Origin of the sequence: Pseudomonas sp. RW409 (assembly GCF_003184125.1) — a bacterium.
GTDB lineage: Bacteria > Pseudomonadota > Gammaproteobacteria > Pseudomonadales > Pseudomonadaceae > Aquipseudomonas > Aquipseudomonas chlororaphis_I.
This window is the reverse complement of sequence record NZ_QHHP01000004.1, coordinates 197,592-219,830: the sequence shown is the minus strand read 5'-3', so window position 1 is coordinate 219,830 and position 22,239 is coordinate 197,592. Positions and strand designations below refer to the sequence as shown.

General features: G+C 62.1%; 23 protein-coding genes and 1 pseudogene. 7 read left to right on the top strand and 17 right to left on the bottom strand.

Annotated features, from left to right (window positions below; genetic code table 11):
• The 3 genes from DK261_RS03585 to DK261_RS03575 all read left to right on the top strand — a co-directional run bounded on the left by DK261_RS03585 (position 1) and on the right by DK261_RS03575 (position 1,512).
• Complete coding sequence (locus tag DK261_RS03585; RefSeq protein WP_101283984.1) at positions 1 to 456, top strand: hypothetical protein; 456 nt, start codon at positions 1 to 3, stop codon at positions 454 to 456.
• Between the two features lie 49 nt (positions 457 to 505).
• Entirely contained in the window at positions 506 to 934 is a 429-nt protein-coding gene (locus DK261_RS03580; protein ID WP_256597545.1) for a hypothetical protein, read from the top strand.
• 194 nt (positions 935 to 1,128) lie between these two features.
• Positions 1,129 to 1,512 (top strand): hypothetical protein, encoded by a 384-nt coding sequence (locus tag DK261_RS03575; RefSeq protein WP_025807007.1) that lies wholly within the window; start codon positions 1,129 to 1,131, stop codon positions 1,510 to 1,512.
• A gap of 78 nt (positions 1,513 to 1,590) precedes the next feature.
• Here the strand turns inward: DK261_RS03575 and DK261_RS03570 are convergent, their stop codons facing one another.
• The 6 genes from DK261_RS03570 to exbB form a co-directional block, all read right to left on the bottom strand.
• Positions 1,591 to 2,991 (bottom strand): aminoacyl-tRNA deacylase and HDOD domain-containing protein, encoded by a 1,401-nt coding sequence (locus tag DK261_RS03570; RefSeq protein ID WP_063433402.1) that lies wholly within the window; start codon positions 2,989 to 2,991, stop codon positions 1,591 to 1,593.
• A 78-nt stretch (positions 2,992 to 3,069) separates the two neighbouring features.
• Entirely contained in the window at positions 3,070 to 5,145 is a 2,076-nt protein-coding gene (recG, locus tag DK261_RS03565; RefSeq protein ID WP_023967816.1) for an ATP-dependent DNA helicase RecG, read from the bottom strand.
• 9 nt (positions 5,146 to 5,154) lie between these two features.
• The gene (locus DK261_RS03560; RefSeq protein WP_009051573.1) at positions 5,155 to 6,075 is read right to left on the bottom strand and encodes a hydrogen peroxide-inducible genes activator; all 921 of its coding nucleotides are present in this window, start codon (positions 6,073 to 6,075) and stop codon (positions 5,155 to 5,157) included.
• A gap of 169 nt (positions 6,076 to 6,244) precedes the next feature.
• Positions 6,245 to 6,991 (bottom strand): energy transducer TonB, encoded by a 747-nt coding sequence (locus DK261_RS03555; RefSeq protein WP_009051572.1) that lies wholly within the window; start codon positions 6,989 to 6,991, stop codon positions 6,245 to 6,247.
• On the bottom strand, positions 6,988 to 7,416 hold the full coding sequence (gene exbD / locus DK261_RS03550; protein ID WP_007921142.1) for a TonB system transport protein ExbD: 429 nt from the start codon (positions 7,414 to 7,416) through the stop codon (positions 6,988 to 6,990). The genes DK261_RS03555 and exbD overlap by 4 nt, the downstream gene beginning before the upstream one ends.
• A gap of 6 nt (positions 7,417 to 7,422) precedes the next feature.
• Positions 7,423 to 8,409, bottom strand: a complete 987-nt coding sequence (exbB, locus tag DK261_RS03545) for a tonB-system energizer ExbB (RefSeq protein WP_009051571.1) — start codon at positions 8,407 to 8,409, stop codon at positions 7,423 to 7,425.
• A 187-nt stretch (positions 8,410 to 8,596) separates the two neighbouring features.
• Between exbB and DK261_RS03540 the strand changes: the two genes are divergently transcribed.
• Positions 8,597 to 9,448, top strand: coding sequence for an SDR family oxidoreductase (locus DK261_RS03540; protein ID WP_063433399.1), 852 nt, complete (start codon positions 8,597 to 8,599; stop codon positions 9,446 to 9,448).
• Positions 9,449 to 9,536: 88 nt separating this feature from the next.
• Here DK261_RS03540 and DK261_RS03535 read toward each other — a convergent pair whose 3' ends face one another.
• From DK261_RS03535 to DK261_RS03510, 6 genes are all read right to left on the bottom strand, one after another.
• Positions 9,537 to 10,277, bottom strand: a complete 741-nt coding sequence (locus DK261_RS03535) for a hypothetical protein (RefSeq protein WP_009051569.1) — start codon at positions 10,275 to 10,277, stop codon at positions 9,537 to 9,539.
• A 55-nt stretch (positions 10,278 to 10,332) separates the two neighbouring features.
• A complete protein-coding gene (locus DK261_RS03530) occupies positions 10,333 to 10,713 on the bottom strand; it encodes a RidA family protein (RefSeq protein ID WP_007921133.1) in 381 nt (126 codons plus the stop codon).
• Between the two features lie 36 nt (positions 10,714 to 10,749).
• Entirely contained in the window at positions 10,750 to 12,855 is a 2,106-nt protein-coding gene (spoT, locus tag DK261_RS03525) for a bifunctional GTP diphosphokinase/guanosine-3',5'-bis pyrophosphate 3'-pyrophosphohydrolase (RefSeq protein WP_007921131.1), read from the bottom strand.
• 57 nt (positions 12,856 to 12,912) lie between these two features.
• Positions 12,913 to 13,176 carry a DNA-directed RNA polymerase subunit omega gene (gene rpoZ, locus DK261_RS03520; RefSeq protein ID WP_007921129.1) on the bottom strand — a complete coding sequence of 88 codons (264 nt, stop codon included), beginning with the start codon at positions 13,174 to 13,176 and terminating at the stop codon, positions 12,913 to 12,915.
• A 167-nt stretch (positions 13,177 to 13,343) separates the two neighbouring features.
• Positions 13,344 to 13,964, bottom strand: coding sequence for a guanylate kinase (gene gmk, locus DK261_RS03515; protein ID WP_009051568.1), 621 nt, complete (start codon positions 13,962 to 13,964; stop codon positions 13,344 to 13,346).
• Positions 13,965 to 13,976: 12 nt separating this feature from the next.
• On the bottom strand, positions 13,977 to 14,840 hold the full coding sequence (locus tag DK261_RS03510) for a YicC/YloC family endoribonuclease (protein WP_007921125.1): 864 nt from the start codon (positions 14,838 to 14,840) through the stop codon (positions 13,977 to 13,979).
• Between the two features lie 269 nt (positions 14,841 to 15,109).
• Here DK261_RS03510 and rph point away from each other — a divergent pair, with 269 nt between their 5' ends.
• Positions 15,110 to 15,832, top strand: coding sequence for a ribonuclease PH (gene rph / locus DK261_RS03505; protein WP_007921124.1), 723 nt, complete (start codon positions 15,110 to 15,112; stop codon positions 15,830 to 15,832).
• 31 nt (positions 15,833 to 15,863) lie between these two features.
• The gene (locus DK261_RS03500; protein ID WP_009051566.1) at positions 15,864 to 16,232 is read left to right on the top strand and encodes a DUF4870 domain-containing protein; all 369 of its coding nucleotides are present in this window, start codon (positions 15,864 to 15,866) and stop codon (positions 16,230 to 16,232) included.
• Between the two features lie 61 nt (positions 16,233 to 16,293).
• Here the strand turns inward: DK261_RS03500 and DK261_RS03495 are convergent, their stop codons facing one another.
• The gene (locus DK261_RS03495; RefSeq protein WP_003176915.1) at positions 16,294 to 17,073 is read right to left on the bottom strand and encodes an exodeoxyribonuclease III; all 780 of its coding nucleotides are present in this window, start codon (positions 17,071 to 17,073) and stop codon (positions 16,294 to 16,296) included.
• Positions 17,074 to 17,154: 81 nt separating this feature from the next.
• Here DK261_RS03495 and pyrE point away from each other — a divergent pair, with 81 nt between their 5' ends.
• Positions 17,155 to 17,799, top strand: coding sequence for an orotate phosphoribosyltransferase (gene pyrE, locus DK261_RS03490; protein WP_007921122.1), 645 nt, complete (start codon positions 17,155 to 17,157; stop codon positions 17,797 to 17,799).
• A 143-nt stretch (positions 17,800 to 17,942) separates the two neighbouring features.
• On the opposite strand, the gene argB is transcribed toward pyrE, so the two are convergent.
• The 4 genes and pseudogenes from argB to coaBC all read right to left on the bottom strand — a co-directional run bounded on the left by argB (position 17,943) and on the right by coaBC (position 22,212).
• The gene (gene argB, locus DK261_RS03485) at positions 17,943 to 18,848 is read right to left on the bottom strand and encodes an acetylglutamate kinase (RefSeq protein ID WP_007921120.1); all 906 of its coding nucleotides are present in this window, start codon (positions 18,846 to 18,848) and stop codon (positions 17,943 to 17,945) included.
• Positions 18,849 to 18,887: 39 nt separating this feature from the next.
• Positions 18,888 to 20,291: pseudogene (locus tag DK261_RS03480) on the bottom strand (phosphomannomutase/phosphoglucomutase); the annotation flags it as partial.
• Positions 20,292 to 20,542: 251 nt separating this feature from the next.
• Positions 20,543 to 20,998: a dUTP diphosphatase gene (gene dut / locus DK261_RS03475; protein ID WP_016703155.1), complete on the bottom strand. Its 456-nt coding sequence runs from the start codon at positions 20,996 to 20,998 to the stop codon at positions 20,543 to 20,545.
• Between the two features lie 5 nt (positions 20,999 to 21,003).
• Positions 21,004 to 22,212, bottom strand: a complete 1,209-nt coding sequence (gene coaBC / locus DK261_RS03470) for a bifunctional phosphopantothenoylcysteine decarboxylase/phosphopantothenate--cysteine ligase CoaBC (RefSeq protein WP_007921117.1) — start codon at positions 22,210 to 22,212, stop codon at positions 21,004 to 21,006.
• Between the last annotated feature and the right edge of the window lie 27 nt (positions 22,213 to 22,239).

The following is a 22,239-nucleotide window of genomic DNA, read 5'->3' as shown; positions in this document are numbered from 1 at the left end:
ATGAGAGTTAAAGATTATTTCGTCGCAGTGGCCTTGCTACTCTGGAGTGCGTTGGCGCTCGCTCAGCCAACGACGTTTAGCCCAGATAAAGAAGTCAATGTAACTCTTGTCCAGGATGGAGCAAACCTAACTGTGACCTCGGAGGGCAAGAGTCGATCGATAACCGAAAGGATCTCATTCGAGACTGAAAAAACATTCAATGTCGAAATAAATGACTTCAATTTTGATGGGCTCAAAGATTTTTCTATTTGGTATGTCGATGATGGAATGGGCACCTATACGATACATAGGGTTTTTATTTATCAATCAGCCGATGAGTCCTTTAAAGAGTTGGTTCCAGCCTGTGGCGATGAGTTTTTAAATCTGAAGTTGAATAGCCTGAAGAAGGTTCTGAGTAGTACGTATTATGAAAGCAATGTGCCAAAATTATGCGTCACAAAACCACATGGTAGGTAAGTGGGAAATTTACTAGTCGAAGGTCCTCTTGTTTAAGGTGGAAAAATCCATGAGGTTTGTCATTCAGCACCCTTCCTTTAACGCATTTGAAGGCCTGTTCTCTGTAAAGCGTATGAGCCGACTCGGCGCTGGTGTCTTGCTCGGCGCGCTGCTGCCGATCATGACCTGTTCAGCGCAAGGCCAGGAGACGGGAGAGGGTTGTTACGGTTACCTCACTGAACTGGTCAGGAGCAGCACCTTTCCCTTTCGGGAGGTCGCCAAAGAGAAGGCCAATCTGCTGATCGACGAGGATGACGGCGAGACGGTTCAGGCCAAGGTGTTTTTCGATACGGATGGGACGGGGACGCTGGGGTGGGTGAAGTATGGGGTGAACGACGGGTCGTTGCTGGATCTCTCGATGGATCCTGAGGAGCCGGTGGTGCTGAGTTATGACCAGCGTTTTGCGCGGGCGTACAGCAAGTGCCTGGAGCAGCGATAGTGTTGGTTATGTGGTCCGCTGGCGAGTGCTGCGCACTCGATCGCAGCCTTCGGCAGCGGCTACAGAGTGCGTGACTTGGTGGTCATTTTCGCTAAAAAGACATTCATCTTTCTCTAACACTGCATAACGGTGGCGTTCCCTTCCGAAGCCGCTACACTGCGCCAGCCGTTCATTTTTTCTTTGGGGCTTTGCGCATGAAATTTCGTTTTCTTCTGTGGATGCTGGGGCTGTTGATGGGCAAGGCCAGCCGGACCAATCCTGCGTTCCAGCAGCAGTTGGGTGACAAGGAACTGGTGTTCCAGCTGCAGACGCTGGATGGCAAGGTGGCGCGGCATTTCCGGGTGAAGGATCAGCGGATTACCAGTAAGTCTGGTGTGTATCCCGAGCCGGCGTTTGCCATTGCCTTTAAAGACGCCGCCTATGGTTTTGCCACGATGCAGGCGAAGAACAAGCAATTGGCCTTTATGACCGGGATCCAGGACAAGTCGATCCAGATCAAGGGCAACCCGGCGCTGGTGATCTGGTTCCAGGGGCTGACCAAGTACCTGAAGCCGAAGAAGGCCAAGCCGAAGGCGTGAGGCCGGTCAGGTAGACCGAGGTGGATTCATCGCGGGCAAGCCTCGCTCCTACAGGGGCGGGGCTTGTCCGTTTTGTTTTCAGTGCTGGCTGAACTGCGAGGCCAGTTCGCGCAGCAGCACTTCGGCTTCGAGGACTTTGCTGACCACGTCTTCGGCTTTGTCACGGGACAGGCCGAGGCGTTCGAGCAGGGCGTCAGGGATGTCTTCGACGGGGCCGGAGCCGATGCCGCGGCTGCGCAGCAGGCGCACGGCCAGGCACACCAGGTTCGGGTATTCGGCGTAGGCACCGTCATAGCTCGGGTCGTGCTGGAAGCGCAGGGCGGTGGACAACTCGTCCGGCATATCCCAGTAGCGCATCAGCCAGGCGCCGATCTGCTCGCGGCTGATGCCCAGCAGGTGCTGTTCGACATAGCTGTGGCACAGGTGCGGGTTGACCTCCAGGTGGCGGCAGATCAGCGAGAAGTGCGGCGGGAAGACGTGGGCCAGCAGCAGGTAGCCGAAGTTGTGCAGCAGGCCGGCGAGGTAGGTCAGGCCGGATTCCGGGCGCTGCGCGCGCGGCATGGCGCGGGTCAGGCCTTCGATGACGGCGGCGGTGTAGATCGACTGCTGCCAGTACGGCGTGCTGTGTTGCGGGTGGTCCTTGGGCAGGCTCAGGGTTTTGCCCAGGGCCAGGCCCAGCGCCAGGTTGATCACCAGGTCGAAGCCCAGCACGCGGACGATGGCATCTTCCACCGAGCGGATCTTGCCCGGCGAGGCGTAGTAGGGCGAAGCCGCCCAGCTCACCACTTGCGCGGCCAGGGCCGGGTCGGTTTCCACCACGCCGGTGATGTCGTCGATGGTGGCGTTGGGGTCGACCCGCAGCTTGATGATCTTCTGCGCGGTTTCGGCGAGCGGCGGAATCTCGATGGTCGCTTCCAGGCGTTGCTGGATGCGCCGGGCGGTGAAGGCCTGCATGGCCTGGGTGATTTCCTCGCGGTCGTCGTCCGGGCGGTCGAGGTTCGGGCGGATGCTGCTCAGGGCTTCGCCGAAGTTGCCGGCGCTGGCCTTGCTCAGCATGCTCTTGAAGGCGTCGCTGGTGATTTCCAGCAGCAGGCCCGGCTCGCCGGAGTTGATCAGCAGGTTCGGCTCGCGCAGCAGGCTTTCTTCATACAGGCAGGGCGAGCTGGTGAGCGCCGGCAGGCCGGGCAGCAGGCTCAGGTTGTGTTTGCCGAGCATGCGCTCCAGGCGTTCCGTGGAGACGGCGGTCAGGCGGCGGCCGGTCAGTTCGGCGAGGCGATTGAGGTCCAGCAGCTGGCTCTGCGGGAACAGCACCATCAGCGCGCCGACGGCATCATCCAGCAGGACGGCCTGTACCTTGCGCGCGGCTGGCAGGCCCGGGTGGTCGAGGACTTCCGTGAAGCCGATGTCCAGTTTGCCGAGCAGCAGCCGGATTACAGACGGAGCGTGCGGGGCTGCGGTGGCGAGGGCAACTTCTGTCATGGTCTGTATCCGTTTTCAAACAATTTCAGGAGTATAACCAGCTTGATCGGGGCATTCGCCCCTTAACTGAGACGCTGCTCACACTTGGCCGTATTGCTGCCCGTGGCGCAGCCAGCGTTCCAGCAGCGGGCTGACGTGATGCGGCCAGCGCTCCAGCAAGGCCTGGGCGGCATCGCGCACAGCCGGCAGCAGGTCGGCATCGCGCATCAGGTCGGCGACCTTGAATTGCAGCAGGCCGGTCTGGCGGGTGCCGAGCATCTCGCCGGGGCCGCGCAGTTCCAGGTCCTTTTCGGCGATGACAAAACCGTCGTTGGTTTCGCGCATGATGCCCAGGCGCTGGCGGCCGATCTGCGACAAGGGAGGATGGTAGAGCATGACGCAATGGCTGGCGGCGCTGCCCCGACCAACGCGACCGCGCAGTTGATGCAGCTGGGCCAGGCCCAGGCGCTCGGGGTTCTCGATGATCATCAGGCTGGCGTTGGGCACATCGACGCCGACCTCGATCACGGTGGTGGCCACCAATAGTTGCAATTCACCGGCCTTGAACTGGCCCATGACCTCGGCCTTTTCCGCCGGCTTCATGCGCCCGTGGATCAGGCCGACCCGTAGTTCGCCCAGGGCGCTGCTCAGGTCTTCGTAAGTGGTTTCCGCGGCCTGGCAAGTCAGCTCTTCGGATTCCTCGATCAGCGTGCACACCCAATAGGCCTGGCGCCCTTCGGCGCAGGCGGCGCGCACCCGCTCGATGACTTCGACGCGGCGCGAGTCGGTCACCAGCACGGTGTTCACCGGCGTACGGCCAGGGGGCAGCTCGTCGAGGATCGAGGTGTCCAGGTCGGCGTAGGCGCTCATGGCCAGGGTCCGCGGGATCGGCGTGGCGGTCATGATCAGTTGGTGCGGGCACAGGCGCCCGCCCACGCCTTTCTGGCGCAGGGCCAGGCGCTGCTGCACGCCGAAGCGGTGTTGTTCGTCGATGATCACCAACGCCAGGTTCTTGAACTGCACTTCGTCCTGGAACAGCGCGTGGGTGCCGACCACCATCGGTGCGCCGGCGGCAATCTGTTCCAGGGCCGCTGTGCGGTTCTTGCCCTTGAGCTTGCCGGCCAGCCAGGCGACTTCCAGCCCCAGCGGCTCGAGCCAGCGCTTGAAGGTGATGAAGTGCTGCTCGGCGAGGATCTCGGTCGGCGCCATCAGCGCCACCTGGTAGCCAGCCTCCAGCGCCTGCAGGGCGGCGAGGGCGGCGACCACGGTCTTGCCGGCGCCTACGTCACCCTGGATCAACCGCAGCATCGGCTCGGGCTGGCTGAGGTCGTAGGCGATCTCATTGCCGACCCGCTGCTGCGCGCCGGTGGGCGGAAAGCCGAGGTTCTTCAGGTACTGCGCTGGCAGCCGGGTGGCCTTGGGCAGCGCCGGGGCGAGTTGCGAGCGCAGGCTTTCGCGCAGGCGCTGCTGGGACAGCTGATGGGTCAGCAGTTCCTCGAACGCCAGGCGATGCTGTGCCCAATGGTGACCCAGGGCCAGCTCGTCGACATCGGCGTCGGCTGGCGGGTGGTGCAGGTAGCGAATCGCATCGTCCAGCGGTGCCAACTGGTAATCCCGCGCGAGCTCTTGCGGCAGCCAGTCCGGCAGACTGCGCGGGCCGAGCAGGGCCAGGCTCTGCTGGCACAGCATGCGCAGGCGTTGCTGGGTCAGGCCTTCGGTGAGCGGGTAGATGGGGGTCAGGGTCTGGTCCACGGGCGGCGGTTCATCGCCGCTGATGGCGCGGTATTCCGGGTGGTAGATTTCCAGCCCCGAGGCACCGGGACGGGCTTCGCCATAGCAGCGCACGCGGGTGCCGCGCTTGAGGCCTTCCTTCTGCGCGTTGCTGAAATGGTAGAAGCGCAGGCTGAGTCCGCCGGTGCCGTCCTGCAGGCGCACCAGCAGGCTGCGGCGCTTGCCCATCACCACGTCGGCGCCGCTGACGGTGCCTTCGATCACCGCGTCCTGCCCGGGGCGCAGCGCGCCGATCGGTACTACGCGGGTGCGGTCCTGATAACGCAGGGGCAGGTGGAACAGCACGTCCTGCAGGTTCTCCAGGCCGACCTTGGCCAGCTTTTCGGCCATGGCTTCGCCGACGCCCTTGAGTGCCGTGACCGGCACTTTCGACAGCTCAGTCATCGCGACGGTTTAACTCGCGGCAGGCGGCTTGGCCACCGAGCACAGGCGGATCGAGTCGGCGAGGATCTCGATGGCTTTCGGCCGCGGGAAGCTGGCGCGCCAGGCGATCGCCACGGTGCGGAACGGCACGGGCGCGCTCAGCGGCCGTACTTCGATCACGCCCGGGGCGTAGTGATGGCTGTCCACCGCCGAGAGCGGCAGGATCGAGACGCCAAGGCCGGAAGCGACCATGTGGCGAATGGTTTCCAGGGAGCTGGATTCCACCGTGGTGTGCTTGGCGCCGTCGTTGCCTTTGGCCAGGGTCGGGCAGGCCTCGAGTACCTGGTCGCGGAAACAGTGGCCTTCGCCCAGCAGCAACAGGCTCTTGTCGTTGAGCAGGTTGGCGTCGATGCTCTCTTTCTGGGTCCAGGGGTGGGTGCTTGGCATCAGCACGTAGAAGGGTTCGTCGTACAGCGGCAGGGTCAGCACGTCGGCTTCGTTGAACGGCAGGGCGATGATGATCGCGTCCAGTTCGCCGTTGCGCAGCTTGTCGCGCAGTACGTGGGTGAAGTTCTCTTCGATGTACAACGGCATCTGCGGGGCGACCCGGTGCAGTTGTGGGATCAGGTGCGGGAACAGGTACGGGCCGACGGTGTAGATCGCGCCGACTTTCAGCGGGGCGGTCAGCTGGTTCTTGCCAGCCTGGGCCAGTTCGCGAATGCCCTGGGCCTGTTCGAGGACCTTTTGCGCCTGGGCGACAATGCCTTCGCCGACCGGCGTCAGACGTACCGCACTCTTGCTGCGCTCGAAAATCAGCACACCGAGTTCGTCTTCAAGCTTCTTCACGCCCACCGACAGGGTCGGCTGGCTGACATGGCAACGCTCGGCCGCGTGGCCGAAGTGCTGCTCTTGGGCGAGGGTAACGATGTAGCGTAATTCAGTAAGAGTCATAGCGGACGTCCATGAGGTTGCGGGCCAAGCATACCGGCTGCAATCGATAGACGCACGTTATCAGACTCAATGCTCGCTGTGACACTGGACAATCCATGTTGCTCATGCCCGGAAAAGCAAAAAGGCACCTTTGGGTGCCTTTTTGCTGGGGATCGCCTGTGCGTCATGCTCAGCGGCGACGTTTCTCCAGGGAGTAAACGAAGGGCGCGACGATCTCGATCGAGCCGTTGTTGAGCATGTCCGCCGGTGGCTTGGGCAGCGGCTGGGCGCGGCGGATCATTTCCAGGGTGGCCCGGTCCAGATCGGCATTGCCCGAGCGTCCCACCAGCTCATAGGACAGCACGTTGCCTTGGGCGTCGACCACGAAGCGCAGCCGGTTCAGGCCTTCCTTGCCGCGTGCCTGAGCGCCCGGCGGGTACTTCTTGTACTTGGCCAGGTGCGCCAGCAGCGTGCCTTGCCAGCTTTCCTTGGCGGCGATCTGGGCCGGCGACGGACCCGGAGCAGGGGCCGAGGACGGTGCCGCGGTGGGCGTCGGCGGAGCGTCACTGGGCTTCTCTTCGCTCGGCTTTTCCTTCGGCGGTTCCGGCTTTTTCTCCACCGGCTTGGGCGGTTGTGGCTTGGGCTTGGGTTTGACCGGCTTGGGCACGGAAATCGTCGGCTTCGGCGCTTCCGCGAGTTTGGGCAGCGGCAACTCTTCGACCGGAGCCGGCGGCTGCGGTGGCGTCACGACCTTGGGCGGTGCGGGAGGAGGCGGTGCCGGAAGCGGCGCCAGCTCGACCATCATCGCCTGGGGTGGCAGCTCGACCGGCGTGGGGGAACTCCAGTTGAGCGCGAGCAGGATCGCGACCGCATGGACCCCCAGTACGATGGCCAGGCTACCGCTGTAACGCGTCAGTTTTTGGCGCGTCGTGATCATTTCTTGGTAGCCGTCTCAAGTCCGACCAGGCCGACCTTCAGGTATCCGGCGGCCCGCAGGGCATCCATCACGCTCATCAGGTCGCCATAATCCACGCCTTTGTCGGCCTGGAAGAAGATCGTCGTGTCTTTTTTGCCCTGGGTCTTGGCGTCGAGGGTGGCGCCGAGGGCTTCGGCTTTCACTTCGTCGTCGCCGAGGTACAGGCGTTGGTCGGCCTTGACGCTGAGAAACACCGGTTTCTCGGGGCGTGGCGCCGGTTTGGCCGTCGAGGCCGGGAGGTCGACCTTGATGTCCACGGTGGCCAGCGGCGCCGCGACCATGAAGATGATCAGCAGCACCAGCATCACGTCGATGAACGGCGTGACGTTGATTTCGTGGTTTTCGGCGAGATCGTCTTCTGCGCCTTCTTTCAAATGCAGGCCCATGGCGGATTACCCTACTTTGGCCACATGAGGTTGCGCAGAGCGCTCGGCGGTCGGCAGGTGATCGAGATCACGGCTGACCAGCAGCAGGACTTCTGCGGAAGCGTCGGAGACCTGGGCCTTGTAGCCAGCGATGGAGCGGGCAAAGACGTTGTAGATGACTACAGCCGGAATGGCCGCGACCAGACCCAGGGCGGTTGCCAGCAGGGCTTCGGCGATGCCGGGGGCGACGACGGCGAGGTTGGTGGTCTGGGTTTTGGCGATGCCGATGAAGCTGTTCATGATGCCCCATACGGTACCGAACAGGCCGACGAAGGGCGCGGTGGAACCGATGGTGGCGAGCACCCCGGTGCCGCTGCTCATGTTGCGGCCGCAGGCGGCTACCAGGCGCTCGAGGCGGAAGCTGACGCGTTCCTTGATGCCTTCTTTCTCGCGGCTGTTGGCCGACAGGCGCATTTCTTCCAGGGCATCGTGGACCAGCAGATTGGCCAGGGTGCCTTCTTTGGCGGCGGTGACGCTGGCTTCCTTGAGGGTGGTGGCCTTTTTCAGGGCGAGGATCTCACCGCGCAGGCGACGCTTGGCGCCCATCAGCTCGAAGCCTTTGGCGATCCAGATGGTCCAGGTGATGATCGAGGCGATGGCCAAGCCGATCATCACCAGCTTCACGATGATGTCGGCGTTCTGGTACATGCCCCAAGGAGACAGGTCGTGCGCCATGCCCAGGCTGTTGTCCGCTTCGAGGACTTCAGGTGCGTCGTCGGCCGGCTCGCCTTCGGCAGGTGCCGGCGCTGCGGCGACCGGGGTGGCTACCGGCGCCGTGGCATCGGCCGGCGCGTGGGCTGCCGCAGGTGTCGAGGCGCCAGTCGGGGCCTGCTCATCGGCGAAGGCCGCGGTCGGTGCCAGCAGCAGGCTGAACAGCAACGCCGCGGCCGCACTCATGGCGCGCAGCGGGCTTGGGCGTTGGGTTGGCGAAGCGGAGAATGGATTGCGTGTCATGCTGGCCGGACCTGAGAGGGAAAAGGGTAAGTGTCCTTCTAGGCCTCGCAGGGCCGAGAACAAATGGGCCGTCATTATTGCAACTAATTCTTGTTAACAGAAGTAATAGAGTATCTTTTTTTCTTTGATTGCTAGCCGCTCGTCCATTGCCGACGCTAGTCTGTGCCTTTCTGATAGGAGTTTTCTGATGTCCGCCCCTTCTGTTCTGATCGCTGGCTGCGGTGATGTCGGCAGCCGTCTGGCGAAGCAACTGCTGGCTGAAAACTGGCAGGTCTACGGCCTGCGGCGCACGGTTTCGCAATTGCCGGAAGGGGTGATCGGCGTGGCGGGCGATCTTTTCAGCGAGCAGTGTCCGGCAGCCTGGCCCACCACACCGCTGGATTACCTGGTGTATAGCGCGGCCGCTACCGAGCATGACGAGGCGGGCTATCGCGCGGCCTATGTCGAGGGGCTGACCCATGTGCTGGGCTGGCTCAAGCAGAACGGGCAGTCGCCGAAGCGCCTGTTGTTCGTTTCCAGCAGCAGCGTCTATGGGCAGAAAGACGGCGAGTGGATCGACGAGACTTCTCCTGCGCAGGCCGGCGGCTATTCCGGCCGGCTGATGCTCGAGGCCGAGCAAGTGGCGTTGCAGAGTGGCATTCCAGCCAGCCTGGTGCGCTTGACCGGGATCTACGGCCCGGGGCGGGAATGGCTGTTGAACCAAGTGCGCCAGGGGTATCGCGTGGCCATCGATCCGCCGTTGTATGGCAACCGCATCCATGCCGACGACGCCGCGGGGTTGCTGGCCTTCCTGCTGCAGGCCGATCGGCGTGGCGTGCAGCTTGAGGACTGCTACATCGGGGTCGACGACGCGCCGGTGCCATTGGCGGAGGTGGTGGGCTGGCTGCGCGAGTACCTGGGCGTGACCGAGTGGGCGGATAATTCGAGTGTGCGGCGCTCCGGCAGCAAGCGCTGCAGCAATGCCCGCGCCAGGGCCCTGGGCTGGGAGCCGCGTTATCCGAGTTTTCGCGAGGGGTATGCGGAGATTATCGAAGGCTGAAACTGTAGGAGCGAGCTTGCTCGCGATAGCGGTCTAACCTGAGACACCGCTGATCGCGAGCAAGCTCGCTCCTACAGGGAGGCGGGGATCACTGTTTTTCCAGTAGCCACTGGCGCGTACCCGGGGTGAGGGAAGGTACCTCATCCGCCTGGGCGGTGTTGATGGTCTGGAAGATCTCCAGTTGCTCACCGTTACGCGCGAAGATCCACGGGTTGCCCTGGCCGTTGAGCTGCAGCCACAGGTTGTCGTAGCCGCCGCTCATCGACGCGCAGTCGCCGGCGAGGCAGAGTGCGTAGCGATCGGCGCCCGGCAGGCCCATGACCTGGCCGTTGGACTGGAACAGCACGGTGCCGCCTTGGCCCGGGCCGTTGACGATTTTCCATTCGCCGCCCAGGTAGGCCGAGTACAGCGCGCGCTCGAAGTTGGCGCCCAGTGGCGCGCCTTCCGGGGCCGGGTCCTTGGGACGATCGAAGACCTGTTCCGGCTCGTTGTCGTTGGCTTCTTGCAGCAATTGTTTGCCGTCGCGTTTCAATTCGCTGGCGGAGCTGCCGTAGAAATCGATTTTCCAGGAGCCGGACTCTTCAGCCAGCACCTTGCCTTCGACGTTTTCGAAGCCGTTGGTGTAGCGCGCCTGGCTGGCCTTGGTGTTGACGTCCCATTCCAGGTTCGGGCCGTAGCCTTGCAGGGCTTCGCGCAGCGGTCCGCCTTTGGCGGCGGCGTCGATGGCGACCTGATTGATCCAGGTGCCACTGATGTCACGGTCGGCGGGATCGCTGGCACAGCCGCCGAGGAACAGGGCGCACAACGAGAGGGCTAGCGCTTTGCGCATGAGGAAATCCTTTCAGAACGAAGACGGCGCGGCCTGGGTAGCCGCGCCGGACGTGTTACTCGATGACCAGGATGGCATCCATTTCAACCTGCGCGCCTTTTGGCAGGGCGGCAACGCCGATGGCGGCGCGGGCAGGGTAAGGTTGCTGGAAGTACTTGCCCATGATCTCGTTGACCTTGGCGAAGTGGCTCAGGTCGGTGAGGAAGATGTTGAGCTTGACGATGTCCTTGAACGAACCACCGGCGGCCTCGGCCACGGACTTGAGGTTCTCGAATACCTGGACGGTCTGGGCTTCGAAGCCTTCCACCAGCTCCATGGTCTTTGGATCGAGCGGGATCTGGCCGGACATGTAGACGGTGTTGCCTGCCTTGATCGCCTGGGAATAGGTGCCGATCGCGGCGGGTGCCTTGTCGCTGGTGATAACGGTCTTGGTCATGAATGACTCCTTGTAATGGGCGGGCTGTATAGCGAGCTATGCACGCATGCGAGTGATGCGAATGACCCCGGTCAGGGCGCGCAGTTTCTTGATCACACGAGCCAGGTGCACGCGGTCGTGCACGCTGACCACCAGTTGGACCACGCTGATGCGACCATCCCGTTCGTCCATGCTGATTTTCTCGATATTGCCGTCGGCCGCGTTGACGCTGCTGGCCAGCAGGGCGATCAGGCCGCGCTGGTGTTCCAGCTCGACGCGCAGCTCGACGTTGAATTCGCCGGTGACATCCTTGGCCCACGAAAGCTGGATGCATTTTTCCGGGTTGTGGCGGATTTCGCTGATATTGCGGCAGTTGTCCAGGTGCACCACCATCCCCTTGCCCGCGGACAGGTGGCCGACAATCGGGTCGCCCGGGATCGGCGTGCAGCACTTGGCGTAGCTCAGGACCAGGCCTTCGGTACCGCGAATGGCCAGCGGACCTTCCGGGCTTGGCAGCTGTTCGCCTTCGCCGAGCAGGCGACGGGCGACCACATAGGCCATGCGATTGCCCAGGCCGATGTCTTCCAGCAGGTCTTCGATCAGTTCCAGGCGATACTCGGTGAGCATCGCTTGCACGCGTTCGGCGGGGATCTTTTCCAGCGCGCTGTCGAAACCGTTGAGCACCTTGTTCAGCAGGCGTTCGCCCAGGCTGATGGACTCGGAGCGGCGTTGCAGTTTCAGCGCATGGCGAATGTGGGTGCGAGCCTTGCCGGTGACCACGAAGTTGAGCCAGGCCGGGTTGGGGCGTGCGCCCGGGGCGCTGACGATTTCCACGGTGGAGCCGCTTTGCAGCGGTTCGGACAGCGGCGCCAGGCGGCGATTGATACGACAGGCGATGCAGCTGTTGCCCACGTCGGTGTGCACCGCGTAGGCGAAGTCCACTGCGGTGGAGCCTTTGGGCAGCTCCATGATCCGGCCCTTCGGCGTGAACACGTAGACCTCGTCCGGGAACAGGTCGATCTTCACGCTCTCGATGAACTCCAGGGAATTGCCGGCGCGTTGCTGCATCTCCAGCACGCCCTTGACCCACTGACGAGCCCGGGCATGAGTGCCCTTTGGCTGCTCGTCGCCGCTGGATTTGTACAGCCAGTGGGCGGCGATGCCGTTGTTGGCCATCTCTTCCATTTCGCGGGTGCGGATCTGGATCTCGATCGGAACGCCGTGCATGCCGAACAGCGTGGTGTGCAGCGACTGGTAGCCGTTGGCCTTGGGAATCGCGATGTAATCCTTGAAGCGACCTGGCAGCGGCTTGTACAGGTTGTGTACGGCGCCGAGCACGCGGTAGCAGGTGTCGACCTTGTCGACGATGATCCGGAACGCGTAGACGTCCATGATCTCGTTGAAGGCCCGGCGTTTGCCGCGCATCTTTTTATAGATGCCGTACAAGTGTTTCTGGCGGCCGCTGACCTCGCCCTGGATGCCGTCGATGGCCAGGCAGTGGCTCAGGGATTCTTCGATCTTGTTGACGATTTCCTTGCGGTTGCCCCGGGCGCGCTTGACCGCCTGGTAGATCCGCGCGGAACGCATCGGGTGCATGGCCTTGAAACCGAGGTCTTCGAATTCGATGCGGATGCTGTGCATGCCCAGGCGGTTGGCGATGGGCGCATAGATCTCCAGGGTTTCCTTGGCGATCCGCCGGCGTTTTTCACCGGACAGTACTTCCAGGGTGCGCATGTTGTGCAGGCGGTCGGCCAGCTTGACCAGGATCACGCGAATGTCGCGCGCCATGGCCATGGCCATCTTCTGGAAGTTTTCCGCTTGGGCTTCGGCCTTGGTCTCGAAGTTCATCTGGGTCAGTTTGCTGACCCCGTCGACCAGTTCGGCCACGGTTTCACCGAACTGCGCTTGCAGCGCTTCTTTGGCGATACCGGTGTCTTCGATCACGTCATGCAGCATGGCCGCCATCAGGCTCTGATGGTCCATATGCATGTCGGCGAGAATGTTTGCGACCGCTAATGGGTGCGTGACGTACGCCTCGCCGCTGCGACGGCGCTGACCGTCATGGGCTTGTTCGGCGTAGAAATACGCTCGGCGGACCAGATTGACCTGGTCCGTGCCGAGATAGGTCGATAAGCGATCGGCGAGGGCGTCTATGCTCGGCATGATGACTCCTGCCGTAGGCTGTGATCCCGCGCCGTGCTACGTCGACCAGGCATAGGCTTAGACGGCCTCGTTGGACTCGTCCTCGAAAGCAGCAAAAAGCGGTTCATCTTCAACGATTTCGGCTTCGGCGATAGCTGCGTAGTCGATCAGGCCTTCAGCGATTTCACGCAAGGCGACGACGGTAGGCTTGTCGTTTTCCCATGCTACTTTCGGCTCTTTGCCGCCGGTTGCCAGTTGACGGGCACGCTTGGTAGAGAGCATGACCAGCTCAAAGCGGTTATCCACGTGTTCTAGACAGTCTTCAACGGTTACGCGGGCCATGGTCTTCCTCGTAGCAAATGCAATATGCGCGCTGCCCGGATGGGCGAGCGGACTCAACAGTTTAAAAAATCACCAGCGATTAGGGAAGCGCTGATTTTTTAACCAAGCTTTCCGACGCGCTACAAGCGCCAATGTAAAGCCCTTGCAGCGGTTTTGGGAAGTGCTATTCAGCCCAGCAATTCGGCGAGCAATTTGCCGAAACGCTGTTGCTGGTGCTTTTGGTGCAGCTGGTTGGTGCGGAAAATCGCCTTCAGGTCGTCCAGCGCATGGGCGAAATCGTCGTTGATGATCAGGTAGTCGTAATCGACGTAGTGGCTCATTTCGCTGACGGCTTCGCGCATCCGGCCTTCGATGATCTCGTCGCTGTCCTGGCCGCGGTTGGTCAGGCGCTGGCGCAAGGCCTGCTGGGACGGCGGCAGGATGAAGATCGAACGAGCCTGGGGCATCAGCTTGCGCACCTGCTCGGCACCTTGCCAGTCGATCTCCAGGATCAGGTCGTGACCTTCGTCCAGGGTCTGCTGCAAGTGGCTTTGGGAGGTGCCATAGAGATTGCCGAAGACTTCGGCGCGCTCGAGGAAGTCGCCGTGTTCGCCCATCTTCACGAACGCTTCGCGGGAGACGAAGTGGTAGTTCACGCCGTCCACTTCGCCCGGGCGCATGGCGCGAGTGGTGTGGGAAACGGAAACACGGATCGACGGGTCGGCGTCGATCAGGGCCTTGACCAGGCTGGTCTTGCCCGCGCCCGAGGGGGCGGAAATGATGTAGAGGGTGCCGGTGCTGTGGTTCATGTCTGGGTAGCCTTACTCAATATTCTGTACTTGTTCGCGCATCTGCTCGATCAACACCTTGAGGTTGACCGCAGCCTGGGTGCTGCGCGGGTCGAAGGCCTTGGAGCCCAGTGTGTTGGCTTCGCGGTTGAGTTCCTGCATCAGGAAGTCCAGGCGCCGGCCAGCGGCGCCGCCGGACTTGAGTACGCGGCGCACTTCGATGATGTGGGTGCTCAGGCGGTCCAGTTCTTCGGCGACGTCGCTCTTCTGGGCGAGCAGCACCATTTCCTGTTCCAGGCGGGTAGGGTCCAGTTCGGCCTGCATGTCGGCGAAGCGATCGAGAACCTTCTGGCGCTGGGTCGCGAGCATCTGCGGGACCAGTTCGCGCAGGGTCACGACATCTTCCTCGATGGAGGTCAGGCGTTCGTTGATCAGCCGGGCCAGCTCCGCGCCTTCGCGCTCGCGGCCGCTCTTCAGCTCTTTCAGCCCCTGGTTGAACAGGCTCAGGGCTTCGTTGTTCAGCGCCTGCGGGTCGCTGGCATCGGCCACCAGGACGCCGGGCCAGGCCAGCACTTCCAGTGGGTTCAGCGCCGCCGGCTGCTTGATCAGGCTGGCAACGGACTCGGCTGCCGCCACCAGTTGCGCGGCGCGCTCCCGGTCGACCTGCAGTGGTTTGCCGGTGGTTTCTTCGGTGAAGCGCAAGGTGCATTCGAGCTTGCCGCGCGACAGTCCCTGGCGCAGCGCCTCGCGGACCGCGCCTTCCAGATCGCGAAAGGATTCCGGCAAGCGCAGGTGCGGTTCCAGGTAACGGCTGTTGACCGAGCGCAGTTCCCAACTCAGGGTGCCCTGAGTGCCGGCCCGTTCTACCCGGGCGAAGGCGGTCATGCTGTGCACCATGGAGGTACCTCCGATACAGGTCCGCCACCAACCGCAAAGGGTTGTACGGGCCCGATATGAATGAATTGAAGCCGACAGGCTGCGAAGGCGCAGGATTGTAGCGCAGTGCGGTGGATGCTCCCAAACCGCGGGTGTGACAAAGCGCTGCGAAGCGACCGGAGGGCCGTTCCAGAGGTGTCGCCGACGGGCCGGGGTTTTTAGAACTGCCCAGGCAAGGCCGTGGGCTCTATAATGATCGGCAGTTTTCCGTCCCCGTACAGGTATTCCCTATGAAACGTCCAAGTGGTCGCGCTGCCGATCAGCTCCGCTCGATCCGCATCACCCGCAACTACACCAAACACGCCGAGGGATCTGTACTGGTCGAGTTTGGTGATACCAAAGTGATCTGCACGGTCAGCGTCGAGAACGGCGTGCCCCGCTTCCTCAAGGGTCAGGGCCAGGGCTGGTTGACCGCCGAATACGGCATGCTGCCGCGCGCCACCGGCGAGCGTAACCAGCGTGAAGCCAGTCGCGGCAAGCAAGGCGGCCGTACCCTGGAGATCCAGCGTCTGATCGGTCGTTCCCTGCGCGCTGCGCTGGACATGACCAAGCTGGGCGACGTCACCCTGTATGTCGACTGCGATGTGATCCAGGCCGATGGCGGTACCCGTACCGCGTCGATCACCGGTGCCATGGTGGCCTTGGTGGACGCTTTGAAAGTGATCAAGAAGCGTGGCGGCCTGAAGGGCGGCGACCCGATCAAGCAAATGATCGCGGCGGTGTCCGTGGGCATGTACCAGGGTGAGCCGGTGCTGGATCTGGATTACCTGGAAGACTCGGCGGCCGAGACCGACCTGAACGTGGTCATGACCAGCACTGGCGGTTTCATCGAAGTCCAGGGCACTGCCGAAGGCGCGCCGTTCCAGCCGGAAGAACTGAACGCCATGCTGGCTTTGGCCAAGAAAGGCATGAGCGAGATCTTTGAATTGCAACAGGCAGCCCTGGCTGACTGATTGCCCGGTAGCTTTCAGCAAGGAGAGCAGCATGAACGACGACCAGCTTCCGCAACCTGTCCCGAGCCATGAGGTGCGTCAGTGGGCGATGTTCTGTCACCTGTCGGCGTTGCTGGGCATCTGGATTCCGTTCGGCACCCTGATCGGCCCGCTGGTGCTCTGGCAGATGAAGCGCGAGACGGACCCGTTCATCGATGCCCAGGGCAAGGAAGCGCTGAACTTTCAGATCACCGTGGCTCTTGCCTCGCTGGTCTGTTTCCTGCTGATGGTGGTGCTGGTGGGTTTCCTGCTCTTCGGTCTGCTGGCGATCGGCGCCCTGGTGCTGACCATCATCGCCGGGGTCAAGGCCAATGAAGGGATGGCGTACCGTTACCCGTTCACCTGGCGATTGATCAAATAGGCCGAGCGCCCACAAAAAAGCCGACAGTGATGTCGGCTTTTTTGTGGCTGCGAAAAGACGCTTAGATGGTCAGCGTCCAGTCGTAGTCCACGATCAGCGGCGCGTGCTGCGAGAAGCGCGGCTGGCGTGGCAGGCGTGCGCTGCGCACGAAGCGACGCAGGCCTGGGGTCAGCAGCTGATAGTCGAAGCGCCAGCCCAGGTTGAGCATCTCGGCCTGTTCGTTGTCCGGCCACCAGCTGTATTGATCGCCTTCGCGGCTGACTTCGCGCAGGGCATCGACATAACCCATGTTGCCGACAATCTCGTCCATCCAGGCACGCTCAGGCGCCAGGAAACCCGGAGATTGCTGGCTGTCACGCCAGTTCTTGATATCCAGCTTCTGTTGCGCCACGTACAGCGAGCCACAATAAATGTACTCGCGACGTTTGCGCCGCTGTTTATCCAGGTAACGGGCGAAGTCGTCCATAAGCTTGAACTTCTGGTTCAAGTCTTCATCGCCGTTCTGCCCGGAAGGAAGCAGCAAGGTCGCGATGCTGACCTTGTCGAAATCGGCTTGCAGGTAGCGCCCGTAGCGGTCGGCCGTCTCGAAGCCGAGACCGCTGATGACAGCCTTCGGTTGCAACCGCGAGTACAAAGCCACACCGCCTTGGGCGGGAACTTCGGCATCGCAGGCATAAAGGAAGTAGCCATCCAGTTGGAAGGCTGGATCGTCCAGTTCAAAGGCGGAGGCGCGGGTGTCCTGCAGGCAGATGACGTCGGCATTCTGTGCTTGCAGCCAACTGAGCAAACCTCGCTCCACTGCAGCCTGAATACCATTGACGTTCACACTGATGATCCGCATAAATGGCCCCAAAAATCACGTGCGTGTATGATACCCGAGGTCTACCTAATTAGCTAAATCCGTGGTATTTGGGGCTTTTTCATGCAGGCGTATCAGCGCGATTTCATTCGTTTTGCCATCGATCGCGGGGTTTTGCGCTTCGGTGAGTTCACCCTGAAGTCCGGGCGTACCAGTCCTTACTTCTTCAATGCCGGCCTGTTCAACAGCGGTTCGGCCCTGGCACAGCTGGGGCGTTTTTATGCCGCGGCGATCGTCGACAGCGGCATTTCTTTCGATGTGCTTTTCGGTCCTGCGTACAAAGGTATTCCTTTAGCGGCAGCGACGGCCGTGGCCCTGGCCGAGCATCATCAGCGCGATCTGCCATGGTGCTTCAACCGCAAGGAAGCCAAGGCTCACGGCGAAGGCGGCAGCCTGGTCGGCGCGCCATTGACTGGCGACGTGCTGATCATCGACGACGTGATCACCGCGGGCACCGCGATTCGCGAAGTGATGCAGATCATCGAGTCCCAGGAAGGCGCCAAGGCGGCGGGTGTGTTGATTGCCCTGAACCGTCAGGAGCGTGGCAACGGTGAGTTGTCGGCGATCCAGGAAGTCGAGCGCGATTTCGGCATTCCGGTGGTGAGCATCGTTTCCCTGACCCAGGTCCTGCAGTTCCTGGCGGACGATCCGGCACTCAAGCAGCATCTGCCGGCGGTGGAAGCCTACCGCGCGCAATTCGGCGTTTGACCCTGTTCTGTAGGAGCGAGGCTTGCCCGCGATAGCGGTCTAACCTGATACACCGCTATCGCGGGCAAGCTCCGCTCCTACGGAAGGCGCAATAAAAAGACCCCGCCTGGCTTGGCCAGGCGGGGTCTTTTTATTTGCAGCGCTTAAGGGCGCTTGCGATTGCTGATCAGGGTGCCGACACCGGTATCGGTGAAGATCTCCAGCAGAATCGCATTGGGTACGCGGCCGTCGATGATCAACGAGCTGCCCACGCCACCCTGTACTGCTTCCAACGCACAGCGAATCTTCGGCAGCATGCCGCCGTAGATGGTGCCGTCTTCGATCAGGGCATCGACCTGCTGGGTGGTCAGGCCGGTCAGGACCTTGCCCGACTTGTCCATCAGGCCAGCGATATTGGTCAGCAGCATCAGCTTCTCGGCTTTCAGCGCCTCGGCCACCTTGCCGGCTACCAGGTCAGCGTTGATGTTGTACGACTCGCCGTTGGCGCCGACGCCGATCGGCGCGATCACCGGGATGAAATCACCTTTGACCAGCAGGTTCAGCAGGTCGGTGTTGATGCCGACCACTTCGCCGACGTGGCCGATGTCGATGATTTCCGGGGTGGTCATTTCCGGCGTCTTGCGGGTGACGGTGAGCTTCTTCGCGCGAATCAGCTCCGCGTCCTTGCCGGTCAGGCCGATGGCGCTGCCGCCATGGCGGTTGATGAGGTTGACGATGTCCTTGTTCACCTGGCCGCCGAGGACCATCTCCACCACGTCCATGGTCGCCGCGTCGGTGACGCGCATGCCATCGATGAAGTGGCTTTCGATGGACAGGCGCTTGAGCAGGTCACCGATTTGCGGGCCGCCGCCGTGCACCACCACCGGGTTGATCCCGACGGCCTTCATCAGCACGATGTCGCGGGCGAAGCCGGTCTTCAGCTCCTCGCTTTCCATCGCGTTGCCGCCGTATTTGATCACCAGGGTCTTGCCGACATAGCGGCGAATATAAGGCAGCGCTTCGGACAGGACCTTGGCGGTATTGGCGGCGGCATCGCGTTCGAGGGTCATTCAGGGCTCCGGCACTTCAATAAAGGCGCTTGAAGAAAATCAAAACGGTAGTTGGAGGTCAGGTGCAACACGTTTCAGCTGGGTGTGGAACACATCCTTGATGCGCTGCAGTTCGGCTTCGTCATCGGCCTCGAAGCGCAGCACCAGCACCGGCGTGGTGTTGGAGGCGCGAACCAGGCCCCAGCCTTTGGGGTAGTCGACTCGTACGCCGTCGATGGTGGTCAGGTCGGCGCCTTCGCCCCACTGCGCGTCGTGCAGCGCATCAATGATGCTGAATTTGCTCTCTTCGGTCACATGGATATTGATTTCCGGCGTAGAAATATCGTTCGGGAAGGTGGCAAACAGCTCTTCCGCGTTGGATTTTTCCTTGCTGAGGATCTCCAGCAGCCGCGCGGCGCTGTAGATACCGTCGTCGAAACCGAACCAGCGTTCCTTGAAGAAGACATGCCCGCTCATTTCACCGGCCAGCAACGCGCCGGTCTGCTTCATTTTCTTTTTGATCAACGAGTGGCCGGTCTTCCACATGAGTGGGCGACCGCCGTATTCCTTGATCAGCGGGATCAGGCGGCGGGTGCATTTGACGTCGAAGATGATCTCCGCGCTTGGGTTGCGCGCTACCACGTCCTTGGCGAACAGCATCAACAGGCGATCGGGGAAGACGATGCTGCCGGTGTTGGTCACTACGCCGACGCGGTCGCCGTCGCCGTCGAAGGCCAGGCCGATATCGGCGTTGGTCTCTGCGACCTTGGCGATCAGGTCTTCCAGGTTCTCCGGCTTGCCCGGGTCCGGGTGATGGTTGGGGAAGTTGCCGTCCACTTCGCAGAACAGCGGGATGACTTCGCAGTTCAGGGCTTCGATCAACTGAGGCGCGATGACGCCGGCAGCACCGTTACCGCAGTCGACCACGACTTTCAGGCGGCGGGCGAGTTTGATGTCTTGAACGATTTCAGTGTTGTAGCGATCGAGGATATCGACCTTGGTGATGCTGCCCTGGCCGCTGCTCAGGTTGTTGGTCTTGAGGCGATCGTGCAGGGCCTGGATCTGCTCGTTGGCCAGGGTATCGCCGGCGATGACGATCTTGAAGCCGTTGTAGTTCGACGGGTTGTGGCTGCCGGTCAGCATCACCCCGGATTTGCCAGCCAGTACATTGGCCGCGTAATACAGCGCCGGTGTCGGTACCAGGCCGACATCGCTGACGTGGCAACCACTGTCGTGCAGGCCCTGGATCAGTTGCTCCACCAGCTCGGGGCCGGACAGGCGACCGTCACGGCCTACGCAAACGTTGGGTTCGCCCTGGGCCAGGCTCTCGGAGCCAATGGCGCGACCGATCCAGTAGGCGGTTTCTGCGTTCAGGGTTTCCGGAACGGTTCCGCGAATGTCGTAGGCGCGAAAGATGCTTTCAGGGAACTTGGGTACGACTTGGGCTGCATTGCTCATCACTGGGGGTGCTCCGTCTAAAAGGGGGCAGGACAGGCCGGAATACTGACCGGAAGGCTCAAACTGAAGGGTATGACGGCGTTTTTGCCCTTGGGTTCATGGTGTAAAAGTGCCATCTGATGAGCGTCAGCTCTTTTCAATCACCTTGTACCGTGATTCCGGGTGCTTGAGTCCGCGAATAAATCTGCTGAGTTTTTCGTGCTGAAACACAACCCACCAATCTTAGGCGAGCCGCTGGTGCGGCCCGGATTTTTTGCTTAATGGCTGCCGGAGTGACCGAAACCGCCTGCGCCACGCTGGCTTTCGTCGAAGGCTTCGACCACTTCGAAATGCGCCTGGACCACAGGTACCAGCACCAGCTGGGCAATGCGTTCGCCCACTGCGATGTTGAACGCGGTCTGGCCACGGTTCCAGCAGGAGACCATGAGTTCACCCTGGTAATCGGAGTCGATCAGGCCGACCAGGTTGCCCAGGACGATGCCGTGCTTGTGGCCCAGGCCGGAGCGCGGCAGGATCAGCGCGGCGAGGCCAGGGTCGCCGATGTAGACGGACAGGCCGGTAGGAATCAGCAGGGTCTGGCCCGGTTCCAGGATAGTGTCCTGCTTGAGCATGGCGCGCAGGTCGAGGCCGGCGGAGCCTGGCGTGGCGTACTGCGGCAGAGGGAATTCGTTGCCGATGCGTGGGTCGAGGATCTTGGCTTGTAAAGCGTGCATGCGAGTTAAACCTGGTTCAGCCGTTCGGCGATGAAAGAGATCAGTTGGCGGGCAATCTTGCCCTTGCTGGTCTGGGCGAAGAGAGTTGCGTGCAACTCCCGGTCAATCACGCTGCAGGCGTTTTCCTCGCTGTTGAAGCCAATGCTCGGGTTGGCCACGTCGTTGGCGACGATCAGGTCGAGGTTCTTGTCTTTGAGTTTGCGCGCAGCGTAGTCGAGCAAGTGTTCGGTTTCAGCGGCGAAGCCGACGCTGAACGGGCGGTCGGGGCGGGTGGCGATGGTGGCCAGGATGTCCGGGTTGCGCACCATCTGCAGCAGCAGGCCGTCGCCGTTCGTAGGGTCTTTCTTCAATTTCTGTGGGGCGACGACTTCCGGGCGGTAGTCCGCGACCGCGGCCGAGGCGATGAACAGGTCGCAGGGGATGGCGGCTTCACAGGCGGCGAGCATATCGCGGGCGCTGACCACGTCGATGCGGGTCACGCGATCCGGGGTCGGCAGGTGCACCGGACCGGTTATCAGGGTCACCCGGGCGCCGGCTTCGACCGCGGCTTCGGCCAGGGCAAAACCCATTTTCCCGGAGCTGTGGTTGGTGATGTAGCGCACCGGGTCGATGTTTTCCTGGGTCGGGCCGGCGGTAATCAGCACGTGTTTGCCGGTCAGCGCCAGGTGCTGGAAGCAGTCGGCGGCGCACAGTGCCAGATCGTTGGCTTCGAGCATGCGGCCCAGGCCGACGTCGCCGCAGGCCTGGCTGCCGGACGCCGGACCGAAGACCTTCAGGCCACGGCTTTGCAGCAGCTGGGTATTGGCCTGGGTGGCAGGGTCACGCCACATGGCCTGGTTCATGGCCGGGGCGATGGCGACAGTGGCATCGGTGGCCAGGACCAGGGTGGTCAGCAGGTCGTCGGCGATGCCTTGGGCCAGACGGGCGATCAGGTCGGCCGTGGCCGGGGCGATCAGCACCAGGTCGGCCCATTTGGCCAGTTCGATATGACCCATGGCGGCTTCGGCCGCGGGGTCGAGCAGGTCCAGGTGGACCGGGTGCCCGGACAGGGCCTGCATGGTCAGCGGGGTGATGAATTCACTGCCGCCACGGGTCATGACCACACGCACTTCCGCGCCATGGTCGAGGAGTCGGCGAACCAGCTCGGCGCTCTTATAGGCAGCGATGCCGCCGCCGACGCCGAGAACGATGCGTTTCCGATACAGCCGCTGCATAGGCCTGCCTTTCAGTTCAATGATTGC